General features: G+C 61.5%; 18 protein-coding genes, 1 tRNA gene and 1 pseudogene. 14 read left to right on the forward strand and 6 right to left on the reverse strand.

Annotated elements, in window-relative coordinates; translation table 11 throughout:
* Position 1: 1 nt before the first annotated feature.
* The 7 genes from ACLD1X_RS26640 (at position 2) to ACLD1X_RS26670 (ending at position 7,125) form a co-directional block, all read left to right on the forward strand.
* Positions 2-1,069 (forward strand): NAD(P)H-dependent flavin oxidoreductase, encoded by a 1,068-nt coding sequence (locus tag ACLD1X_RS26640; protein ID WP_429372886.1) that lies wholly within the window; start codon positions 2-4, stop codon positions 1,067-1,069.
* Positions 1,070-1,081: 12 nt separating this feature from the next.
* The gene (locus tag ACLD1X_RS26645) at positions 1,082-1,837 is read left to right on the forward strand and encodes an enoyl-CoA hydratase family protein (RefSeq protein WP_429372888.1); all 756 of its coding nucleotides are present in this window, start codon (positions 1,082-1,084) and stop codon (positions 1,835-1,837) included.
* A 10-nt stretch (positions 1,838-1,847) separates the two neighbouring features.
* A complete protein-coding gene (locus ACLD1X_RS26650) occupies positions 1,848-3,014 on the forward strand; it encodes an acyl-CoA dehydrogenase (RefSeq protein WP_429372917.1) in 1,167 nt (388 codons plus the stop codon).
* 10 nt (positions 3,015-3,024) lie between these two features.
* Positions 3,025-4,080, forward strand: a complete 1,056-nt coding sequence (locus tag ACLD1X_RS26655; protein ID WP_429372890.1) for an acyl-CoA dehydrogenase family protein — start codon at positions 3,025-3,027, stop codon at positions 4,078-4,080.
* Positions 4,081-4,232: 152 nt separating this feature from the next.
* Positions 4,233-5,381, forward strand: coding sequence for an acetyl-CoA C-acetyltransferase (locus tag ACLD1X_RS26660; protein WP_429372892.1), 1,149 nt, complete (start codon positions 4,233-4,235; stop codon positions 5,379-5,381).
* A gap of 164 nt (positions 5,382-5,545) precedes the next feature.
* Positions 5,546-6,421 carry an SDR family oxidoreductase gene (locus ACLD1X_RS26665; RefSeq protein WP_429372894.1) on the forward strand — a complete coding sequence of 292 codons (876 nt, stop codon included), beginning with the start codon at positions 5,546-5,548 and terminating at the stop codon, positions 6,419-6,421.
* Positions 6,422-6,615: 194 nt separating this feature from the next.
* Entirely contained in the window at positions 6,616-7,125 is a 510-nt protein-coding gene (locus ACLD1X_RS26670) for a DUF1993 domain-containing protein (protein WP_154861387.1), read from the forward strand.
* 192 nt (positions 7,126-7,317) lie between these two features.
* Here ACLD1X_RS26670 and ACLD1X_RS26675 read toward each other — a convergent pair.
* Positions 7,318-7,512, reverse strand: a pseudogene (locus tag ACLD1X_RS26675) (serine/threonine transporter SstT); the annotation flags it as partial.
* A 13-nt stretch (positions 7,513-7,525) separates the two neighbouring features.
* Positions 7,526-8,758: a serine/threonine transporter SstT gene (gene sstT, locus ACLD1X_RS26680; RefSeq protein ID WP_429372896.1), complete on the reverse strand. Its 1,233-nt coding sequence runs from the start codon at positions 8,756-8,758 to the stop codon at positions 7,526-7,528.
* Between the two features lie 305 nt (positions 8,759-9,063).
* Between sstT and ACLD1X_RS26685 the strand changes: the two genes are divergently transcribed.
* Positions 9,064-10,218, forward strand: a complete 1,155-nt coding sequence (locus ACLD1X_RS26685) for an MFS transporter (protein ID WP_429372898.1) — start codon at positions 9,064-9,066, stop codon at positions 10,216-10,218.
* A 4-nt stretch (positions 10,219-10,222) separates the two neighbouring features.
* Here ACLD1X_RS26685 and nhaR read toward each other — a convergent pair whose 3' ends face one another.
* Positions 10,223-11,122: a transcriptional activator NhaR gene (nhaR, locus tag ACLD1X_RS26690; RefSeq protein WP_429372900.1), complete on the reverse strand. Its 900-nt coding sequence runs from the start codon at positions 11,120-11,122 to the stop codon at positions 10,223-10,225.
* 135 nt (positions 11,123-11,257) lie between these two features.
* Here nhaR and ACLD1X_RS26695 point away from each other — a divergent pair, with 135 nt between their 5' ends.
* Complete coding sequence (locus ACLD1X_RS26695; protein WP_429372902.1) at positions 11,258-11,500, forward strand: hypothetical protein; 243 nt, start codon at positions 11,258-11,260, stop codon at positions 11,498-11,500.
* A 29-nt stretch (positions 11,501-11,529) separates the two neighbouring features.
* Complete coding sequence (locus ACLD1X_RS26700) at positions 11,530-12,279, forward strand: TerC family protein (RefSeq protein WP_429372904.1); 750 nt, start codon at positions 11,530-11,532, stop codon at positions 12,277-12,279.
* Positions 12,280-12,357: 78 nt separating this feature from the next.
* On the opposite strand, the gene ACLD1X_RS26705 is transcribed toward ACLD1X_RS26700, so the two are convergent.
* Positions 12,358-12,525: a hypothetical protein gene (locus tag ACLD1X_RS26705; RefSeq protein ID WP_429372906.1), complete on the reverse strand. Its 168-nt coding sequence runs from the start codon at positions 12,523-12,525 to the stop codon at positions 12,358-12,360.
* A 179-nt stretch (positions 12,526-12,704) separates the two neighbouring features.
* Between ACLD1X_RS26705 and ACLD1X_RS26710 the strand changes: the two genes are divergently transcribed.
* The 3 genes from ACLD1X_RS26710 (at position 12,705) to ACLD1X_RS26720 (ending at position 13,957) form a co-directional block, all read left to right on the forward strand.
* The gene (locus ACLD1X_RS26710) at positions 12,705-13,439 is read left to right on the forward strand and encodes a peptidase C39 family protein (protein ID WP_429372908.1); all 735 of its coding nucleotides are present in this window, start codon (positions 12,705-12,707) and stop codon (positions 13,437-13,439) included.
* A gap of 93 nt (positions 13,440-13,532) precedes the next feature.
* Positions 13,533-13,739, forward strand: a complete 207-nt coding sequence (locus ACLD1X_RS26715; protein ID WP_429372910.1) for a DUF6021 family protein — start codon at positions 13,533-13,535, stop codon at positions 13,737-13,739.
* A 17-nt stretch (positions 13,740-13,756) separates the two neighbouring features.
* The gene (locus ACLD1X_RS26720; RefSeq protein WP_429372912.1) at positions 13,757-13,957 is read left to right on the forward strand and encodes a hypothetical protein; all 201 of its coding nucleotides are present in this window, start codon (positions 13,757-13,759) and stop codon (positions 13,955-13,957) included.
* 56 nt (positions 13,958-14,013) lie between these two features.
* Here the strand turns inward: ACLD1X_RS26720 and pbpG are convergent, their stop codons facing one another.
* Positions 14,014-14,952 carry a D-alanyl-D-alanine endopeptidase gene (gene pbpG / locus ACLD1X_RS26725; RefSeq protein ID WP_429372914.1) on the reverse strand — a complete coding sequence of 313 codons (939 nt, stop codon included), beginning with the start codon at positions 14,950-14,952 and terminating at the stop codon, positions 14,014-14,016.
* 236 nt (positions 14,953-15,188) lie between these two features.
* Entirely contained in the window at positions 15,189-16,043 is an 855-nt protein-coding gene (gene folD, locus ACLD1X_RS26730) for a bifunctional methylenetetrahydrofolate dehydrogenase/methenyltetrahydrofolate cyclohydrolase FolD (RefSeq protein ID WP_429372915.1), read from the reverse strand.
* Between the two features lie 274 nt (positions 16,044-16,317).
* Between folD and ACLD1X_RS26735 the strand changes: the two genes are divergently transcribed.
* Positions 16,318-16,394: transfer RNA gene (locus ACLD1X_RS26735), tRNA-Arg, on the forward strand.
* Positions 16,395-16,451: the final 57 nt, after the last annotated feature.

Raw genomic sequence — 16,451 nt, forward strand, 5'->3', positions numbered from 1 at the left:
CATGGCGATCTCGTTGAATACCCGATTGACCGAACTGCTCGGTTGCCGTTATCCGATCATCCAGACCGCCATGGGGTGGGTCGCCGACCCGAAACTGGTGGCGGCCACGGGCAATGCCGGTGGCTTCGGTTTTCTCGCCGGGGCGACCATCGAACCGCGGCAGATGGAAGCGGCGATTATCGAGACCCGGCGCCTGACCGATCAGCCGTTCGGCGTGAATTTCCACATGTACCAGGCCAACGCCGGCGAGATCGTCGAGCTGGTGTTGCGCCACAAGGTCCGCGCGGTGAGCTACAGCCGTTCGCCGGGCAAGCAAATGATCAGCCGCCTGAAGGACGCCGGCGTGGTGTGCATTCCCACGGTGGGTGCGCTCAAGCATGCACAGAAAGCCGTGGAAATGGGTGCCGATGCGGTGACCGTGCAGGGCGGCGAGGGTGGTGGACACACCGGTTCCGTGCCGACCTTGATGCTGCTCGATCAGGTGGTCAACGCCGTGTCGGTGCCCGTGGTGGCGGCTGGCGGTTTCAAGGACGGCAAGGGCCTGGTCTCGGCCCTGGCCTATGGTGCCGAGGGCATCGCCATGGGCACGCGTTTTTTGATGTGCGCCGACAGCCCGGTGCCGCAGGAAACACTGGCGCGTTATCTCGCGGTCAAGGACCCGGCGGCGATCATCATCAGCCGTGCCATCGACGGCATGCCGCAACGGATGATCCGCAACGAGTTGCTCAACCAGCTGGAAAACAGCGGTGGCCTCAAGCGCCTGTTGCTGGCGCTGCGCAGTGGCCTGGCCTACCGCCGCCACACTGGCATGAGCCTGACTCAGTTGCTCGGCAGTGCCTTGAAGATGCGCGGCGCCGGAGAGTTGACCGCCGCGCAAAGCATCATGGCCGCCAACGCGCCAATGGTGATCCAGAAAGCCATGGTCGACGGGCAACCGGCCGCCGGAGTACTGCCCGCCGGGCAGATCGCCGCATCCATCGACAGCTTGCCCAGCTGCGCCCAATTGATTGAACAGATCGTCCGCGACGCCGAAGTGCGTCTGGGCGAGCTGTGCCGCCGTGTGTCGTGAAGGAAAAAAGGCATGAAACCATTTAGCGTCAGCATCGATAACGGCATTGCCGAACTGGTCTTCAACCGGCCACCGGTCAACGCCTTCAATTGCCAGGGCTGGGCCGATATCGCCAGCGAGATCGAGGGCCTGGGCCGCCACAGCGACGTGCGGGTGATCCTGATCCGTGCCGAAGGGCGCGGCTTCTGTGCCGGGGTCGATATCAAGGAACTGGCCGCCGACGGCAACCTGATCGTCGCGGTGAACAAGGGCAACTACGACAGCTTCAAGGCGATCCACCGCAACCCGAAACCGGTGATCGTCGCCGTGCACGGCTTCGTGCTGGGCGGCGGCATCGGCATCTGCGGCGCGGCCGACATCATTGTCGCGTCCGAGTGCGCCACCTTCGGCGTGCCGGAAGTGGATCGCGGGGCCATGGGCGGCGGCGCGCATTTGCAGCGGCTGTTCCCGGTGCAGAAGGTCCGCCACATGTATTTCACCGGCGAAGCCATCGACGCCGCCGAGGCTTACCGCCTGGGCGCGGTCGAGCGCGTGGTCAAGCGCGAAGACCTGCGTGAAGCCGCATTGCAGATCGCCCGCACCATCGCAGCCAAGAGCCCCGGCATGATCAGCCTGGCCAAGGAAGCGCTGACGGGCATCGAAGACGGCAATCTGGAAGACAAATACCGCTGGGAGCAGGGCTTCACCCTCGAAGCCTACCGCTCACTGGACTCTCAGGAAGCACGCGACTCGTTCGTCGAGAAACGCGATGCCCGATTCAACGGCTGAAGGCATATTCATGGACCTGACCTATACCCCGGCCCAGCAGGCCTTTCGCGTCGAGGCGCGAACCTGGCTGGCGGCCAATGTACCGAGTGAACCGCTGCAATCGTTCGACACCGAACAGGGCTTTGCCCAACACCGTGCCTGGGAAGCAAAACTCAACGAAGGCCGATGGGGCATGGTCACCTGGCCGACCGAACTCGGCGGGCGCGGCTGCGACCTGATCGAGTGGCTGATTTTCGAAGAGGAATACTACCGTTCCGGGGCGCCGGCACGGGTCAACCAGAATGGCATCTTCCTGCTCGGCCCGACCCTGATGGAGTACGGCAGCGAAGAACAGAAGGCACGCTTTCTGCCGCGCATGGCCACCGGTGAAGACATCTGGGCCCAGGCCTGGTCCGAGCCGGGTGCCGGCTCCGACATGGCGGCGATCCGCTCCAAGGCGGAACGGGTTGGCGACCACTACGTGATCAACGGCCAGAAAACCTGGTCGACCCGTGCGGTGTGGGCCGATTGGGCGTTCGGTATTTTCCGTACCGACCCGCAGTCCCAGCGCCATAACGGACTGACCTTCATCCTGCTGCCGCTGAATACGCCAGGCATCACCGTGCGCCCGATTGCGCAGCTCAACGGCCTGCCGGGCTTCGCCGAGATCTTCTTCGACGACGTCAAGGTGCCGGTGGAAAACGCCCTCGGCGGCGAAGGCATGGGCTGGCACGTGGCGATGTCCACCGCCGGTTTCGAGCGCGGTTTGCTGCTGCGCTCACCGGCGCGCTTCCAGGAAACCGCCAGGTGTCTGGTGCAGTTGTACCAGGCCAACCGCGAGCAGGCCGACCGCGACCCGGCCATCGGTGAGGCGGTGATGCGCGCCTGGCTCGATGCCGAGGCCTACACCCTGGGCACCTACATGACCGCCTCGCAATTGGTGCAGGGCGGCAAGATCGGCCCGGAATCGTCGACCAACAAGATCTTCTGGTCCGAACTCGACCAGCGCATGCACGACACCGCCATGAGCATTCTCGGATTGCGCGGCGAGCTGCTGCCCGATGCCCCGGCCGCCGGTGACGTCGGTCATTGGCTGGAAGGTTTCCTGTTTGCCCAGGCCGGGCCGATCTACGCCGGCACCAACGAGATCCAGCGCAACATCATTGCCGAACGCATGCTCGGCATGCCGCGTGCCTGAGGAATAGACCATGGACTTTAGTTTCAGCCGCGACCAACTGCTGTTTCAGGACAACGTCCGCAGCTTCCTGATCAATGAAGTCACCCCCGAACGCATCCGCGAACTGTGGCAGAGCGACAGCGGGCGCAGTGAGCGCCTGTGGGCCCAGCTGGTAGAACTGGGCCTGACCGCGTTGACCGTACCCGAGGCACAGGATGGCATGGGCATGAATGAGCTGGATTTCGTGCTGATTGCCCAGGAATGCGGTTACGCCGGTCTGCCTGAGCCGTTGGTGGAGACCATGCTGGTCGGGGTGCCGCTGCTCGCTGCCCTCGATGAGCAACAGGCAACGCTCAAGCAATACTGGTTGTCGCGGGTCGCCGAGGGCAATGCGCGGCTGGCGGTCAGCGAGCCCGGTAACCCGCTGGTCAGTGACGCCCACGTTGCCGATCTGCTGTTGTTGGCCAACGGCGACGAAGTGCATGCGCTGGAGCGCGATGCCGTGCGCCTGACCCGCAATGAGTCGGTCGACCCGAGCCGGCAGTTGTTCCAGGTCGAGTGGACGCCAACGCCCGCCACCTGTGTCGCCAGCGGCGAGCAAGGCCGGCGCTTGTGGGCGGCCGCTTTCAACCGTGGCGCCCTCGCCAGTGCCGCGCAATTGCTGGGGCTGGCCAAGCGCATGGTCGACCTGGCGGTGGACTACACCTTCGAGCGCAAACAGTTCGGCAAACCGGTCGGCTCGTTCCAGGCCGTCAAGCATTTGATGGCCAACGTCGCGGTGCAGATCGAGTTCGCCAAAGGCCCGCTGTATCGCGCCGCTTATGCGCTTGCCGAGCGGCAAGCGGGGCAGGACGTGCTGGTGTCCCATGCCAAGCTGGCCACGGCGGAAGCGGCCATACTCGCCGCGAAGAACAGCATCCAGGCCCATGGCGCCATGGGTTACACCTGGGAAGTCGACTTGCAGCTGTTCATGAAACGCGCCTGGGCGCTGGACAAGGTCTGGGGCGATCGCGGGCTGCACAAGGGGCGGATTCGCGGGGCGTTGTTCGATGGCCAACCCGCACTGGGTGCTGGCAGTACTTTCTAGCGGCGTTTGTTGAATGGAACTGTGGGAGCGGGCCTGCTCGCGAAGAGGCCGGCACATTCGAAGTGGATGTTGCCTGCCATGGCGCATTCGCGAGCAGGCTCGTTCCCACAGGTCATCGGCGCCCGATTTCAATTTTTTCACCGAGGTAGACCATGCCTGAAGCCTACATAGTCGACGCCCTGCGCACGCCCACCGGGCGGCGCAAGGGTGGTCTGAGCCAGATCCACGCCGCCGACCTGGGCGCCCACGTATTGCGCGCGCTGGTCGAGCGCAATGACATTCCCGACGAGGATTACGACGACGTGATCTTCGGCTGTGTCGACACCATCGGCCCGCTGGCCGGTGACATTGCCCGCACCAGTTGGCTGGCGGCCGGCCTGTCGCAATCGGTGCCGGGTACCACCATCGATCGCCAGTGCGGTTCGTCCCAGCAAGCGGTGCACTTCGCCGCCCAGGCGGTGATGAGCGGCACTCAGGATGTGGTGGTGGCCGGTGGCGTGCAGACCATGACCCAGATCCCGATTTCCTCGGCCATGATCGCTGCCGAGCCCCTGGGTTTCAGCGATCCTTTCAGCGGATCCGAGGGCTGGGTGCGACGCTACGGCGCGCAACCACCGACCCAGTTTCGTTCGGCGCAGATGATCGCGGAAAAATGGGACCTGTCCCGGGCGCAACTTGAGGCCTATTCGCTGGAGTCCCATCGACGTGCCTTGCAGGCCATCGAACAAGGCCGCTTCAACCGCGAGATCGTGCCACTGGCCGGTGTGTTGCATGACGAAACCCCGCGCCAGACCAGCCTGGAAAAAATGGCCGAGCTGGAATTCCTGTTCGGCTGTGACCGGGTGACCGCCGCGGTATCCAGTCAGACCTGCGACGCGGCGAGCGCCATGCTGATCGTCTCGGAGGCGGCGCTCAAGCGCTACGGCCTGACGCCTCGGGCGCGCATCCATCACTTGAGCGTGCGCGCCGAAGATCCGGTCTGGATGCTCACCGCGCCGATCCCGGCCACGGCTTACGCACTCAAGCGCGCCGGCATGAAGCTCGAAGACATCGACCGCGTCGAGATCAACGAGGCCTTCGCTTCGGTGGCCATGGCCTGGTTGAAAGAAACCGGCTATCCGCACGAACAGACCAACGTCAATGGCGGCGCGATTGCCCTCGGCCATCCGCTGGGCGCCACCGGCACCCGATTGATGTGCAGCCTGCTGCATGAGCTGGAGCGCAGCGGCGGTCGCTTCGGCCTGCAGACCATGTGCGAAGGCGGCGGCCAGGCCAACGTGACGATTATCGAACGTTTGTAACCCGGAACACACACCGATCCTGTAGGAGCGAGCCTGCTCGCGATGGTCGTCAACGAATACGCGGGGTATCTGGATAACCGCATCGTTCTTGAGTCCATCGCGAGCAAGCTCGCTCCTACAGGGGGGGATTGTGCGACTCGTGATGAATTTGAAGGATGTAGAACATGAAAATCTGTGAAAACCGCGTCGTCATCATCACCGGTGCCGGCGGTGGTCTGGGCCGGGCGTACGCACTGGCCTTCGCCGCTGAAGGCGCGAAAGTGGTGGTCAACGACATCAATCGCGAGGCGGCGCTCGCCGTGGTTGGCGAAATCCTCGGGCAGGGCGGCAGTGCCGTGGCCAACAGCGACGACATCACCCGCTATGACTCGGCGGGGCTGATCGTGCGCCAGGCCATCGAAACCTTTGGTGACCTGAACGTGGTGGTCAACAATGCCGGCATCTGCCGCGACCGCATGTTCGCCAGCCTCAGTGAAGCCGATTGGGACGCCGTGGTGGCCGTGCACCTGAAGGGCCACTTCTGCATTTCCAGCCACGCCGTGAAGTACTGGCGTGAGCAGGCCAAGGGTGGCGCCAAGGTCGATGCGCGGATCATCAACACCAGTTCCGGCGCCGGTTTGCAGGGCTCAATTGGCCAGTCCAACTACGCGGCGGCCAAGGGCGGTATTGCTTCGCTGACGCTGGTGCAGGCGGCTGAACTGCGTCGCTACGGGATCACCGCCAACGCCCTGGCGCCGGCCGCGCGGACCGGGATGACCGAGCAAGTGTTCGCCGACACCATGAAAAAACCGGAAGAGGGCTTCGATTACTTCGCCCCGGAAAACGTTGCGCCGCTGGTGGTGTGGCTCGGCTCCGAGGCTTCCGCCGGGGTGACCGGGCAGATGTTCGAAGTCGAGGGCGGCAAGTTGTCGATCGCCGATGGCTGGCGCCGTGGTCCGCAACTGGATCGCCAGGGCCGATGGGCGGTTGGCGAGATGGGCGAAGCCGTCGCACAACTGGTGGCTCAGGCCGTTCCGGCGGCGAAAGTGTACGGCAGCTGAAAAAGACCGGTCTCGGGAGGGGCGTGCATGGCTATAATCGGCCCCTGATACCGATCACCTGTGTAGGAGCGAGCTCGCTCGCGATGAACTCCGGCGCTACGCGTTTATTCAGACAGAACGCGTTATCGTTCACGTCCATCGCGAGCAAGCTCGCTCCTGCAAATGACCCATGTTCACTCCAGATGAGACCTGCCATGACCATTTCCCTGTACGACGCCTCCGTGCCTGTTTTTCAGCAAATGCTCAACGCCCTGAGCGATGTATTGAAAAAGGCCGAGGCTCACGCCACCGAAAAAAACATCGACCCTAACGCGTTCCTGCAAGCGCGCCTGTTCCCGGATATGTTCCCGCTGGTGCGTCAGGTGCAGATCGCCGTTGATTTCAGCAAGGGTGTAACCGGTCGCCTGGCCGAAGTCGAATTGCCGAAGTACGACGACAGCGAAACCACCTTCGCCGAACTGCAAGCGTTGATCGCCAAGGCCCTGGCTTTCATCGGCAGCATCAAGCCGGAGCAGATCAATGGCAAGGAAGGCATCGAGATCGTCACCCGCCCGGGTACGCCTAAAGAAAAACGCTTCAGCGGCCAGTCCTACCTGCTGACCTACGGCCTGCCGCAGTTCTTCTTCCACGTCACCACCACTTACGCACTGCTGCGCCATAACGGCGTGGAAGTGGGCAAGCGCGACTACATGGGCGCGTTCTAAACCGTCCAGATACAAAAAAGCCCGCCAAGGTTCGCGCCTTGGCGGGCTTTTTCATACATGACTCATGCAGTGCAGACCTTTGTAGGAGCGAGCTTGCTCGCGATGAACCCAAGAGCAACGCGTTAATCCAGAAAGAACGCGTTATCGTTAACGTCCATCGCGAGCGAGCTCGCTCCTACAGTAGGGGGCGTGTCAGGCCAGGCGCTCGGCTTTTTGCTCTTCACCCAGGCACGCCGCTGCGGTGAACAGCACATCGGTAGACGAATTCAGTGCGGTCTCCGCCGAATCCTGCAACACACCAATGATGAAACCCACCGCCACCACCTGCATGGCGATTTCGCTTGGAATGCCGAACAGGCTGCACGCCAGCGGAATCAGCAACAGCGACNTAGGGGGCGTGTCAGGCCAGGCGCTCGGCTTTTTGCTCTTCACCCAGGCACGCCGCTGCGGTGAACAGCACATCGGTAGACGAATTCAGTGCGGTCTCCGCCGAATCCTGCAACACACCAATGATGAAACCCACCGCCACCACCTGCATGGCGATTTCGCTTGGAATGCCGAACAGGCTGCACGCCAGCGGAATCAGCAACAGCGACCCACCGGCCACCCCCGAAGCACCGCAGGCGCAGATCGCGGCAACGACGCTCAGCAGGATCGCGGTCGGGATGTCCACGGCGATGCCCAGGGTATGCACGGCTGCCAGGGTCAGCACGGTAATGGTGATTGCCGCACCGGCCATGTTGATGGTCGCGCCCAGCGGGATCGACACCGAATAGGTGTCTTCATGCAGGCCCAGTCGCTTGCTCAATTCCAGGTTGACCGGAATGTTCGCCGCCGAACTGCGGGTGAAGAACGCGGTGATGCCGCTCTCGCGCAGGCAGGTCAGGACCAGCGGGTACGGATTGCGGCGCAGTTTCCAGAAGACAATGATCGGGTTCATCACCAGCGCCACGAACAGCATGCAGCCCAGCAGCACGGCCAGCAGGTGCGCGTAGCCGATCAGCGCGCCGAAACCGGAGATGGCGAGCGTCGAGGCCACCAGGCCGAAGATGCCCAGCGGGGCGAAGCTGATCACCAGGCGCACGATCACGGTCACGCCGTTGGACAGGTCGCCCAGCACTTCACGGGTGGTGTCGCCGGCGTGGCGGATGGCAATGCCCATGCCGATGGCCCACGCCAGAATGCCAATGAAGTTGGCGTTCATCAGCGCGCTGACCGGATTTTCCACCACGCTCAGCAACAGGCTTTGCAGCACTTCGCCAATTCCGCCCGGCGCCGTCACTGCAACATCCTGGGTCGACAGCACCAGGCTCGACGGGAACATCATGCTGGCAACCACCGCGACCACGGCGGCGGCGAAAGTACCCAGCAGATACAGGAACAGAATCGGCCGGATGTGGGTTTCCTGCCCGTGCTTATGGTTGGCAATCGATGCCATGACCAGCACAAACACCAGGATCGGTGCGACCGCTTTCAGTGCAGAGACAAACACTTTGCCGATGAATGCGGTGGACTTGGCCACGTCAGGGGCAAACAGGGCCAGGGCAATACCGGCGACCAGTCCGATCAGGATCTGCGTGACCAGGCTCAAGCGTTTAAGGCGTTGCAATAGGGAAGGGGATGAAGCGGTCATAAAACGGCATCTCTGATTTTTTAGGTGCAGGGTTTCGCAGGAGTGCAGCCACAAACAGGGCAGGCCGCAGGCAGGAAACCTAAGGGGAAACAAGGGGGTGTACGTTTTCAAGGGCGCGGACTTTATCACGGGCAGGCACGATCTTTCAGACCTGTGACGAACTGCCACCCTGGCATTCAACGAGATAGGCAGGTTCGTGCAACCGCGCGTGGAAACAGTCTGTTAAGATTCGCCATCCTCATTTTCATGTCTGCCAGTGGGCCTTCGGGTCATCGCTGGTGTCGTCGTTTTTTCTGGAGTTCTGCATGCTGTTGCCCATTCTTCTGTTGTCTGCCGCCGGTTTCACGGTGCTGACCACGGAATTCATCATCGTTGGCCTGTTACCGGCCATCGCCCGCGACCTGGACGTGAGCATCCCGCAAGCGGGGTTGCTGGTGACGCTGTTCGCCTTCACCGTGGCCGCGTTCGGGCCATTCCTGACGGCGTACTTCGCCCGCTTCGAGCGTCGCAAGCTGTTCATTTCGGTGCTGATCCTGTTTGGCCTGGCCAACACCCTGGCGGCGCTGGCGCCGAACATCTGGGTGATGGCGTTTGCCCGGTTGATCCCGGCGCTGGGGCTGCCGGTGTTCTGGGCGCTGGCCAGCGAAACGGCGGTGGACATCGTCGGACCGGATTACGCCGGTCGCGCCATCGCCAAGATCGGCTTCGGCATCGTTTGCGCCACGGTGTTCGGCATTCCGGTGGGCACGCTGATTTCCGATGCGTTCGGCTGGCGCAGTGCCTTTGCCATTCTGGCGGTCATCGCCTTTGCCAAGGCGTTGCTGCTGTTTATCTACCTGCCCAAGACCCATCTGCACCAGCATCAGGTGAGCCTGCTGTCGCAGTTCAAGATCCTGCGCAGCCCGCTGATGCTTGGTCACGTGCTGCTGTCGGTGGTGGTGTTCAGCGGTATGTTCACCGCCTACACCTACCTGGCCGACATCCTTGAACGCCTGGCCGGTTTCAACGGCACGGTGGTTGGCTGGTGCCTGATGGGCTTTGGTGCGGTCGGGCTGATCGGCAATTCCCTGGGCGGTCGGGCGGTGGATCGTCATCCGCTGATGGCGTCGATGATGTTCTGTGCGTTCATGATTGCCGGCCTGGTGGCGCTGGTGCCGAACATTCATTCGCCGCTCGGCCTGGCGGCGGCGATGGGCATCTGGGGCGTGACCCAGGCGGCGTTGTTCCTGGTCAGCCATGTGCGTCTGATGAAAGCCGCGCCTGAGGCGCCGGCGTTTGCCGCGTCGCTGAACATCGCCGGGGCCAACCTCGGGATCGGCCTGGGTGCGATGATCGGCGGCCGGGTGATCGACAGCGTCGGCCTGCAAGGCCTGGGCTTCGCCGCGGCGGCTTTCATCCTCGCCTCGATCCTGCTGGCCATTGCGCTGATGACCTTCAAGCCCCGTGAAGTCTGCGCCTGAACGTTTAAAACGCGGTAAACAGCTCGCGTCGGGCACCTTCGGTAATGGCGACAATGCCGGGGTGCCTGACCTTGCGTTCCACTGAGATGGCATAGAACGACTCGCTCACGGCGTCGGTCTGGCCGATCACTTCCACGCCATATTGGCGTTGCACTTCATCGGCAATCACGCTCGGGCCGATGAAGATCCCGCTACCGGATTGGCCGAAGGCCTGCATCAGGGCGCTGTCGTCAAACTCTCCGACAATCTGCGGCTGGATCTGCTGCTCGGCGAACCAGCGCTGCAAACGGCTGCGCACCACGGTTTCCGGGCCGGGAATCAGCAGCGGCGCACCGTGCAGGTTGCGCGGAAAGTCCCGGCCGTAACGTGCCGCCAGCTCAGGGGTGGCGAAGAAGCTGATCCCGCACTCGCCGAGTTTCTGGCTGTAGCCCTTGATGTCCAGGTGCGACGGCATCGGGCTGTCGGAAATCACCAGGTCCAGGCGCTGGATCGCCAGGTCGGCCAACAAGCGTTCGAGTTTGTCTTCGCGGCAGGTGATGCGCAGCGGTTCGCTCAGCTCCATGGTTGGCGCGATCAGGCGGTAGACGATGGATTTGGGCACCACGTCGGCCACGCCGACGCGAAACAGAATCTGCTGCTCATTGGGTTGTGCGCGCAGCATCAGTTCCAGTTCGCCACCCAGCTGAAACATTTGCTCGGCGTAGGGCAGGGCCTGGCGTCCGGCCTCGGTCAGTTCAAGCTGCCGCCCGACGCGGCGGAACAACTCGATGCCAAAGGTCTGTTCCAGCAGTGAAATCTGCCCGCTGATGGTTTGTGGCGTGAGGTTCAGTTGCTCGCAGGCGCGCACGATGCTGCCGGTCTTGGCCACCACCCAGAAGTAATGCAATTGCCGATAGTTGAGCATGATGATCTACAGTTCGTAAAAATCGAAGTATAACCGCTGAAAATACGAATTTTCCTGAAGTATTCATTTCCCTAGAATGCATCGCTATCAACGGGCCATCGATCAGGTCCCGTTTGTTCTATCGAGGAATGCATCATGAAGCTGAAAACCACGGCACTGTTGATCACGTCTTTACTGGTACTGGCCGGTTGCGACCAGGCCGAGAAAAGCTCGCAGCAGTTGATGGGCAAGGCCGCCGAAAGCGCCAAACAGGCGATTGACGATACCCACAAGGCCGCCGAGCAGGCGCTCAGCGATGCCACCGGCGGGTTGAGTGGCAAAAAAGAATCATCGGAAAAAGAGTCGGAAAAATCCGAGTCTTCCTCCCAGGAAATCTAAACCGTATTACAACGAGTCAGGACTGACCCATGGACTACCTCTTACAACTTGCCGCCAGCCCCACCGCCTGGGTCGCCCTGGCCACCCTGATCGTGATGGAAATCGTGCTCGGCATCGATAACCTGATCTTTATCTCGATCCTGACCAACAAGCTGCCCTTGCACAATCGTCAGAGGGCGCGGCGCATCGGTATCGGCATGGCGTTGATCCTGCGCCTGGGCTTGCTGAGCACCATCGCGTTCATCGTGCAGTTGACCGCGCCGGTGATCGAGATTCTCGGCCACGCGTTCTCCTGGAAAGACATGATCCTGATCGCCGGTGGCCTGTTCCTGTTGTGGAAGGCGACCACCGAGATCCATCACAGCATGGACCCGGCCCCGGAAGATCCGAAGTCGGCGACCTCGACGGTAACCCTGGGCTTCGCTGCGGCGATCGGTCAGATCCTGATGCTGGACATGGTGTTCTCCATCGACAGCATCATTACCGCTGTCGGCATGACCGAGCATTTGCCGATCATGGTCATCGCGGTGGTGGTGTCGGTATTGGTGATGTTGTTGGCGGCTGATCCGCTGGCCAAGTTCATCAACGACAACCCGACGGTGGTGATGCTGGCCCTGGGCTTCCTGATCATGATCGGCATGACGCTGATCGCCGAAGGCTTCGGCGCCCACGTACCGAAAGGCTACGTCTATGCGGCCATGGCCTTCTCGGCTTCGATCGAGGTGTTGAACATGATGTCCCGCCGGGCCAGGGCGAAGCGGCTGGCGACTGAAGCCTGACCGTCGCTCAATGAAACGGCCGCCTGAACTCCCGGGAGTGCAGGCGGCCGTTTTTGTTGGTATCGGCTGAATGTCGTGTCAGTGAGCGTTGGCGTGCTGGTTCGATGCCTCGTCGGTTTTTGGCGCAGGGGCTGGCTGAACAGGGTGATGGTGGCGGCGAGTGATGCGCAGCACCCCCCACAGCATGGCGGCGGCGACCGCCAGCCAACTGCCAATCAACATCGCAATGATCATTGCCAGGCTCATCTGTGCCTCCTCTTTGCCCTGCTGCGGGCAACCACGCTTCGCTTTCGTCTCTTCAGAAAACAGTCTAGTCGTTGCTGCATTTCAGACTATTGACCGAAAGTCGGCAGTCACCAACCAGTTCGCTCTATCGAATGCATGGGACTACCGTTTAAAGCTATACCGTAGCGGCGCGGCGACCTATGATCGACGACCGAGCCGGGAATGGGATTGCCTGGCGTCTGAACCTGAAAAAGAGAGCGATGATGGTGCGGGTATTTTCTCGGATTTTGTCGGCCATGCTGATGGCCGGTTGCGTGGCAGGTCTGGCGGGCTGTGCCGGGAGCGTTGCACCCGAGATCAAGCGATTGCCGGAGCGAGTCGAGCTCAGCGGCCGGTTCTATCGCGGCGATGCGTATCAAAGCGGGCCACAGGTGTTGGCCAGCATGCTGTCCCAGCAGGGCATCGTGATTACCCCTGGCTTGCTCGAAAAACCCTTGCATTTGCCCGGGGGCGAAGCCCAGTTGCAACAGAACATGCAGAACCTGGCGCGCGAGTACGGGATGGTCGTGTATCCCCTCGACAGCAATCTCTCAGCCTTGTTGTCGCAAGTCGCCGCCGGCTATCCGGTGATGGTGCGCTTTACTGAAGGCTCGGCCATGTGGGCCGAACCGCGTTACGCCATTCTGGCCGGCTACAACCGCCAGAAGCAGACGGTCCTGTTGCGGGCCGGGATGGATCGCCGCGAAATGATGAGCTTCAGCGCCTTCGAGTCGGCGTTCAAGGACGCCGGTGGTTGGGCCGTGCTGATCCAGAATCCGACGCAGATCCCGGCTCAGGTCGATCAGCAGCGCTGGCTCAAGGCCGCCAACGACCTGGCTCAGGCCGGTCAGGAACAGGCCGCCACCAAGGCGAAAAAAGCCTTGGCTGCGCACTAGGTCCGCTTGTCACCCGACGGGCACCTTCACCCGTCGCCAGCCTCTAATCCTTATGGGCCCGGTACATGACCGGGCCGAGATCAGGAGGCGCCCATGGCTCATTCCACAACGCCCGTCGGTCCGCACTCGTCCGAACATTCGTCTGGCGCCGAGCTGGGTTTCGACCCCGACTCTCCGGACCTTGCCGATCCCCAGGTCGACCCCATCGGGCCCGCCAAGGCACCGCGGGACGTGAAGCCGGGTGACAACCCCAAGGCTCCGGCCAAGCCCTACGATCCACTGGCTAATCTCAAACCTTAGGTCCAATGGAGGTGCGTATGTCCACTGATTCCGGTTTCGGCGACAAACGTCCGGAAACTGTCCCTGTAACCCCCGAACAAGGCACCGATCCGGTCATGGATCCGGGCAACCCGTTGAGCGATCCTCTGGTGCGACCAACGACGCACAAAGGCTGGAAAGATCCGAGCGCTGGTGACGGCATTCCGGATGACGACCTGATGCCGTTGCCCAACGATTGAATGCCAGGCGAAAAAAAGCCCCGGATGTTCGGGGCTTTTCGTGCGTTGCCGCGTTGTTACTTCGAGGCTTCAACCACGCCGCTTTGGCGTTGCTTCAGGTTTTTATCCGATTTGTATTGCATGGCAACCGGCGGCACGGTGGTGCCCTTGCCGGTTTCAACCCAGTTGCGGATGCGCGTGGCATCGGCAAAGTGGGTGTACTTGCCGTAGGCGTCGAGGATCACCAGGGTAACGGGGCGGTTGCCCATGTGCGTCACCAGCACCAGGCAGTGGCCTGCTTCGTTGGTGAAGCCGGTCTTGGTCAACTCGATGTTCCAGTTCGGCTTGCCGATCAAGTGGTCGGTGTTGCGAAAGCCCAGGCTGTAGTTGGGTTTACGGAAGGATACGGTTTTTTCCTTGGTCGTACTCAATTCGGTCAGCAACGGGTACTTGTGTGCCGCGACCAGCAGTTTGCTCAGGTCGCGGGCGGTGGATACGTTGCGTGGCGAGAGACCGGTTGGCTCGACGAAGTGCGTGTTGGTCATGCCCAGTGCCTTGGCCTTGGCATTCATCGCGGCAATGAACGCCGCGTAGCCACCCGGGTAGTGGTGCGCGAGGCTGGCGGCGGCGCGGTTTTCCGAGGACATCAAGGCGATCAGCAGCATTTCCCGGCGTGGCATTTCGCTGTTGAGCTTGACCCTGGAGAACACGCCTTTCATTTCCGGCGTGTCGCTGATGTTGATATTGATGTATTCGTCCATGTTCTGGCGGGCTTCAACCACCACCAGGCCCGTCATCAGCTTGCTGACCGAAGCGATGGGGACGACCACGTCAGGGTTGCTGGCGTAGATGACTTTATTGGTCTGCAGATCCATGAGCAAGGCGCTGCCGGAAGCGATCTTGAGATGTGCGGTATCGCGCGGTGCAGCCGTGGTATCGCCAGCGCTGGCAACAGGCGTGATGAAAGTCCCTGTAACTGCAAAAAATAGGCTCAGGATGGAAAGACGGATTTTCACGCTGGCAGACTCGTAATGTGTTGATAAGCCGTTTTGTAACGGGCTATTTCGTAAAAAGCGCGACATTCTGGAGTATGGCTGAATAACTGTCGATGGTTGTTCAAGTAACAGGTGAAAGTCCCGGGAAACATGAAAAATATGTCATTTTCCGGCGGATGGTCGAGGCTTTTTCGAAGGCAAAAAAACCCCGCCAGTGGCGGGGTTCCTTGACTCGCTGCAAGCGTGCGCGTCGAAACTTAGCTGTGCAGGGTTTCAGCGGCGTACAGGGTGTTTTCCAGCAGGCAGGCACGGGTCATCGGGCCAACGCCACCGGGTACCGGGGTGATCCAGCCGGCGCGGGGCAGGGCGGTTTCATAGATGACGTCGCCGACCAGCTTGCCGTCATCCTGACGGTTGATGCCGACATCGATCACGATCGCGCCTTCCTTGATCCATTCACCCTTGACCAGGCCCGGCTTGCCAGCGGCGACGACAACCAGGTCCGCGCGGCCGACATGTCCGGCCAGGTCCTTGGTAAAGCGGTGGGTGACCGTTACGGTGCAACCGGCCAGCAGCAATTCCATCGCCATCGGGCGGCCAACGATATTGGACGCGCCGACGACCACTGCATTCATCCCGTACAGATCGACACCGGTACTTTCCAGCAGGGTCATGATGCCCTTGGGGGTGCATGGGCGCAGCAGCGGAATACGCTGGGCCAGGCGACCGACGTTATAAGGATGGAAACCGTCGACATCCTTATCCGGACGAATGCGCTCCAGCAGGCGGGAGGCGTCCAGGTGTTCGGGAAGCGGCAGTTGAAGCAGAACGCCGTCGATTGCAGGATCGTCGTTCAGGCGATCGATCAGTTCGGTCAGCGCTTCTTGAGTGGTTTGCGAAGGCAGGTCGTAGGCTTGGGATAGAAAGCCGACCTCTTCACAGTCTTTACGCTTGTGCGAGACATAAACCTGAGAGGCAGGATCGCTGCCGACCAGGATCACCGCAAGGCCGGGCGTGCGCAGGCCTTGCTGGCGACGCTCGGTGACACGTTGGGCGATCTGCTGGCGCAGGCTGGCGGCGATCGATTTGCCGTCGATTAGTTGTGCAGTCATTGCGCGTGATTAACCATCGAGAGGGGAAAAAAAGAGAACGCATTCTCGCATGTCATGCGGTGAGGGCAAAGGCGCTTGGTCTGCAAATTCCCCTAACTCCTTTAATTAAATGAATTTTTTTTAAAAAGGATTTGACGACCATCGGGGGGCTCTATACTATTCGTCGCACTTGTCGGGCACAGCCTAGCACTGGTTAAGAAGGTTGAGCGGGATTACGATCCTGCAAGACTGGAAAGCACTTAGTTTGTAGTCCTCCAAGGGTACAGCTAACAAGGCGCCCGTAGCTCAGCTGGATAGAGCATCCGCCTTCTAAGCGGATGGTCGCAGGTTCGAGTCCTGCCGGGTGCGCCATTAGGCAGCTTTGGCACAAGTAGCGCAATATGGTGGGCGTAGCTCAGTTGGTAGAGC

Source organism: Pseudomonas sp. 18173 (assembly GCF_050432945.1).
Classification (GTDB): domain Bacteria; phylum Pseudomonadota; class Gammaproteobacteria; order Pseudomonadales; family Pseudomonadaceae; genus Aquipseudomonas.

Excerpts from the sequence above, each read along its gene's own strand:
- ACLD1X_RS26665 (WP_429372894.1), top strand. The coding sequence starts at position 5,546 with ATGAAAATCTGTGAAAACCGCGTCGTCATCATCACCGGTGCCGGCGGT.
- ACLD1X_RS26710 (WP_429372908.1), top strand. The coding sequence starts at position 12,705 with ATGATCGACGACCGAGCCGGGAATGGGATTGCCTGGCGTCTGAACCTG.
- sstT (WP_429372896.1), bottom strand. The coding sequence starts at position 8,758 with ATGACCGCTTCATCCCCTTCCCTATTGCAACGCCTTAAACGCTTGAGC.
- ACLD1X_RS26670 (WP_154861387.1), top strand. The coding sequence starts at position 6,616 with ATGACCATTTCCCTGTACGACGCCTCCGTGCCTGTTTTTCAGCAAATG.
- ACLD1X_RS26640 (WP_429372886.1), top strand. The coding sequence starts at position 2 with ATGGCGATCTCGTTGAATACCCGATTGACCGAACTGCTCGGTTGCCGT.
- ACLD1X_RS26705 (WP_429372906.1), bottom strand. The coding sequence starts at position 12,525 with ATGAGCCTGGCAATGATCATTGCGATGTTGATTGGCAGTTGGCTGGCG.
- ACLD1X_RS26645 (WP_429372888.1), top strand. The coding sequence starts at position 1,082 with ATGAAACCATTTAGCGTCAGCATCGATAACGGCATTGCCGAACTGGTC.
- ACLD1X_RS26700 (WP_429372904.1), top strand. The coding sequence starts at position 11,530 with ATGGACTACCTCTTACAACTTGCCGCCAGCCCCACCGCCTGGGTCGCC.
- ACLD1X_RS26660 (WP_429372892.1), top strand. The coding sequence starts at position 4,233 with ATGCCTGAAGCCTACATAGTCGACGCCCTGCGCACGCCCACCGGGCGG.
- ACLD1X_RS26720 (WP_429372912.1), top strand. The coding sequence starts at position 13,757 with ATGTCCACTGATTCCGGTTTCGGCGACAAACGTCCGGAAACTGTCCCT.
- folD (WP_429372915.1), bottom strand. The coding sequence starts at position 16,043 with ATGACTGCACAACTAATCGACGGCAAATCGATCGCCGCCAGCCTGCGC.
- ACLD1X_RS26655 (WP_429372890.1), top strand. The coding sequence starts at position 3,025 with ATGGACTTTAGTTTCAGCCGCGACCAACTGCTGTTTCAGGACAACGTC.
- ACLD1X_RS26650 (WP_429372917.1), top strand. The coding sequence starts at position 1,848 with ATGGACCTGACCTATACCCCGGCCCAGCAGGCCTTTCGCGTCGAGGCG.
- ACLD1X_RS26695 (WP_429372902.1), top strand. The coding sequence starts at position 11,258 with ATGAAGCTGAAAACCACGGCACTGTTGATCACGTCTTTACTGGTACTG.
- ACLD1X_RS26715 (WP_429372910.1), top strand. The coding sequence starts at position 13,533 with ATGGCTCATTCCACAACGCCCGTCGGTCCGCACTCGTCCGAACATTCG.
- ACLD1X_RS26685 (WP_429372898.1), top strand. The coding sequence starts at position 9,064 with ATGCTGTTGCCCATTCTTCTGTTGTCTGCCGCCGGTTTCACGGTGCTG.
- nhaR (WP_429372900.1), bottom strand. The coding sequence starts at position 11,122 with ATGCTCAACTATCGGCAATTGCATTACTTCTGGGTGGTGGCCAAGACC.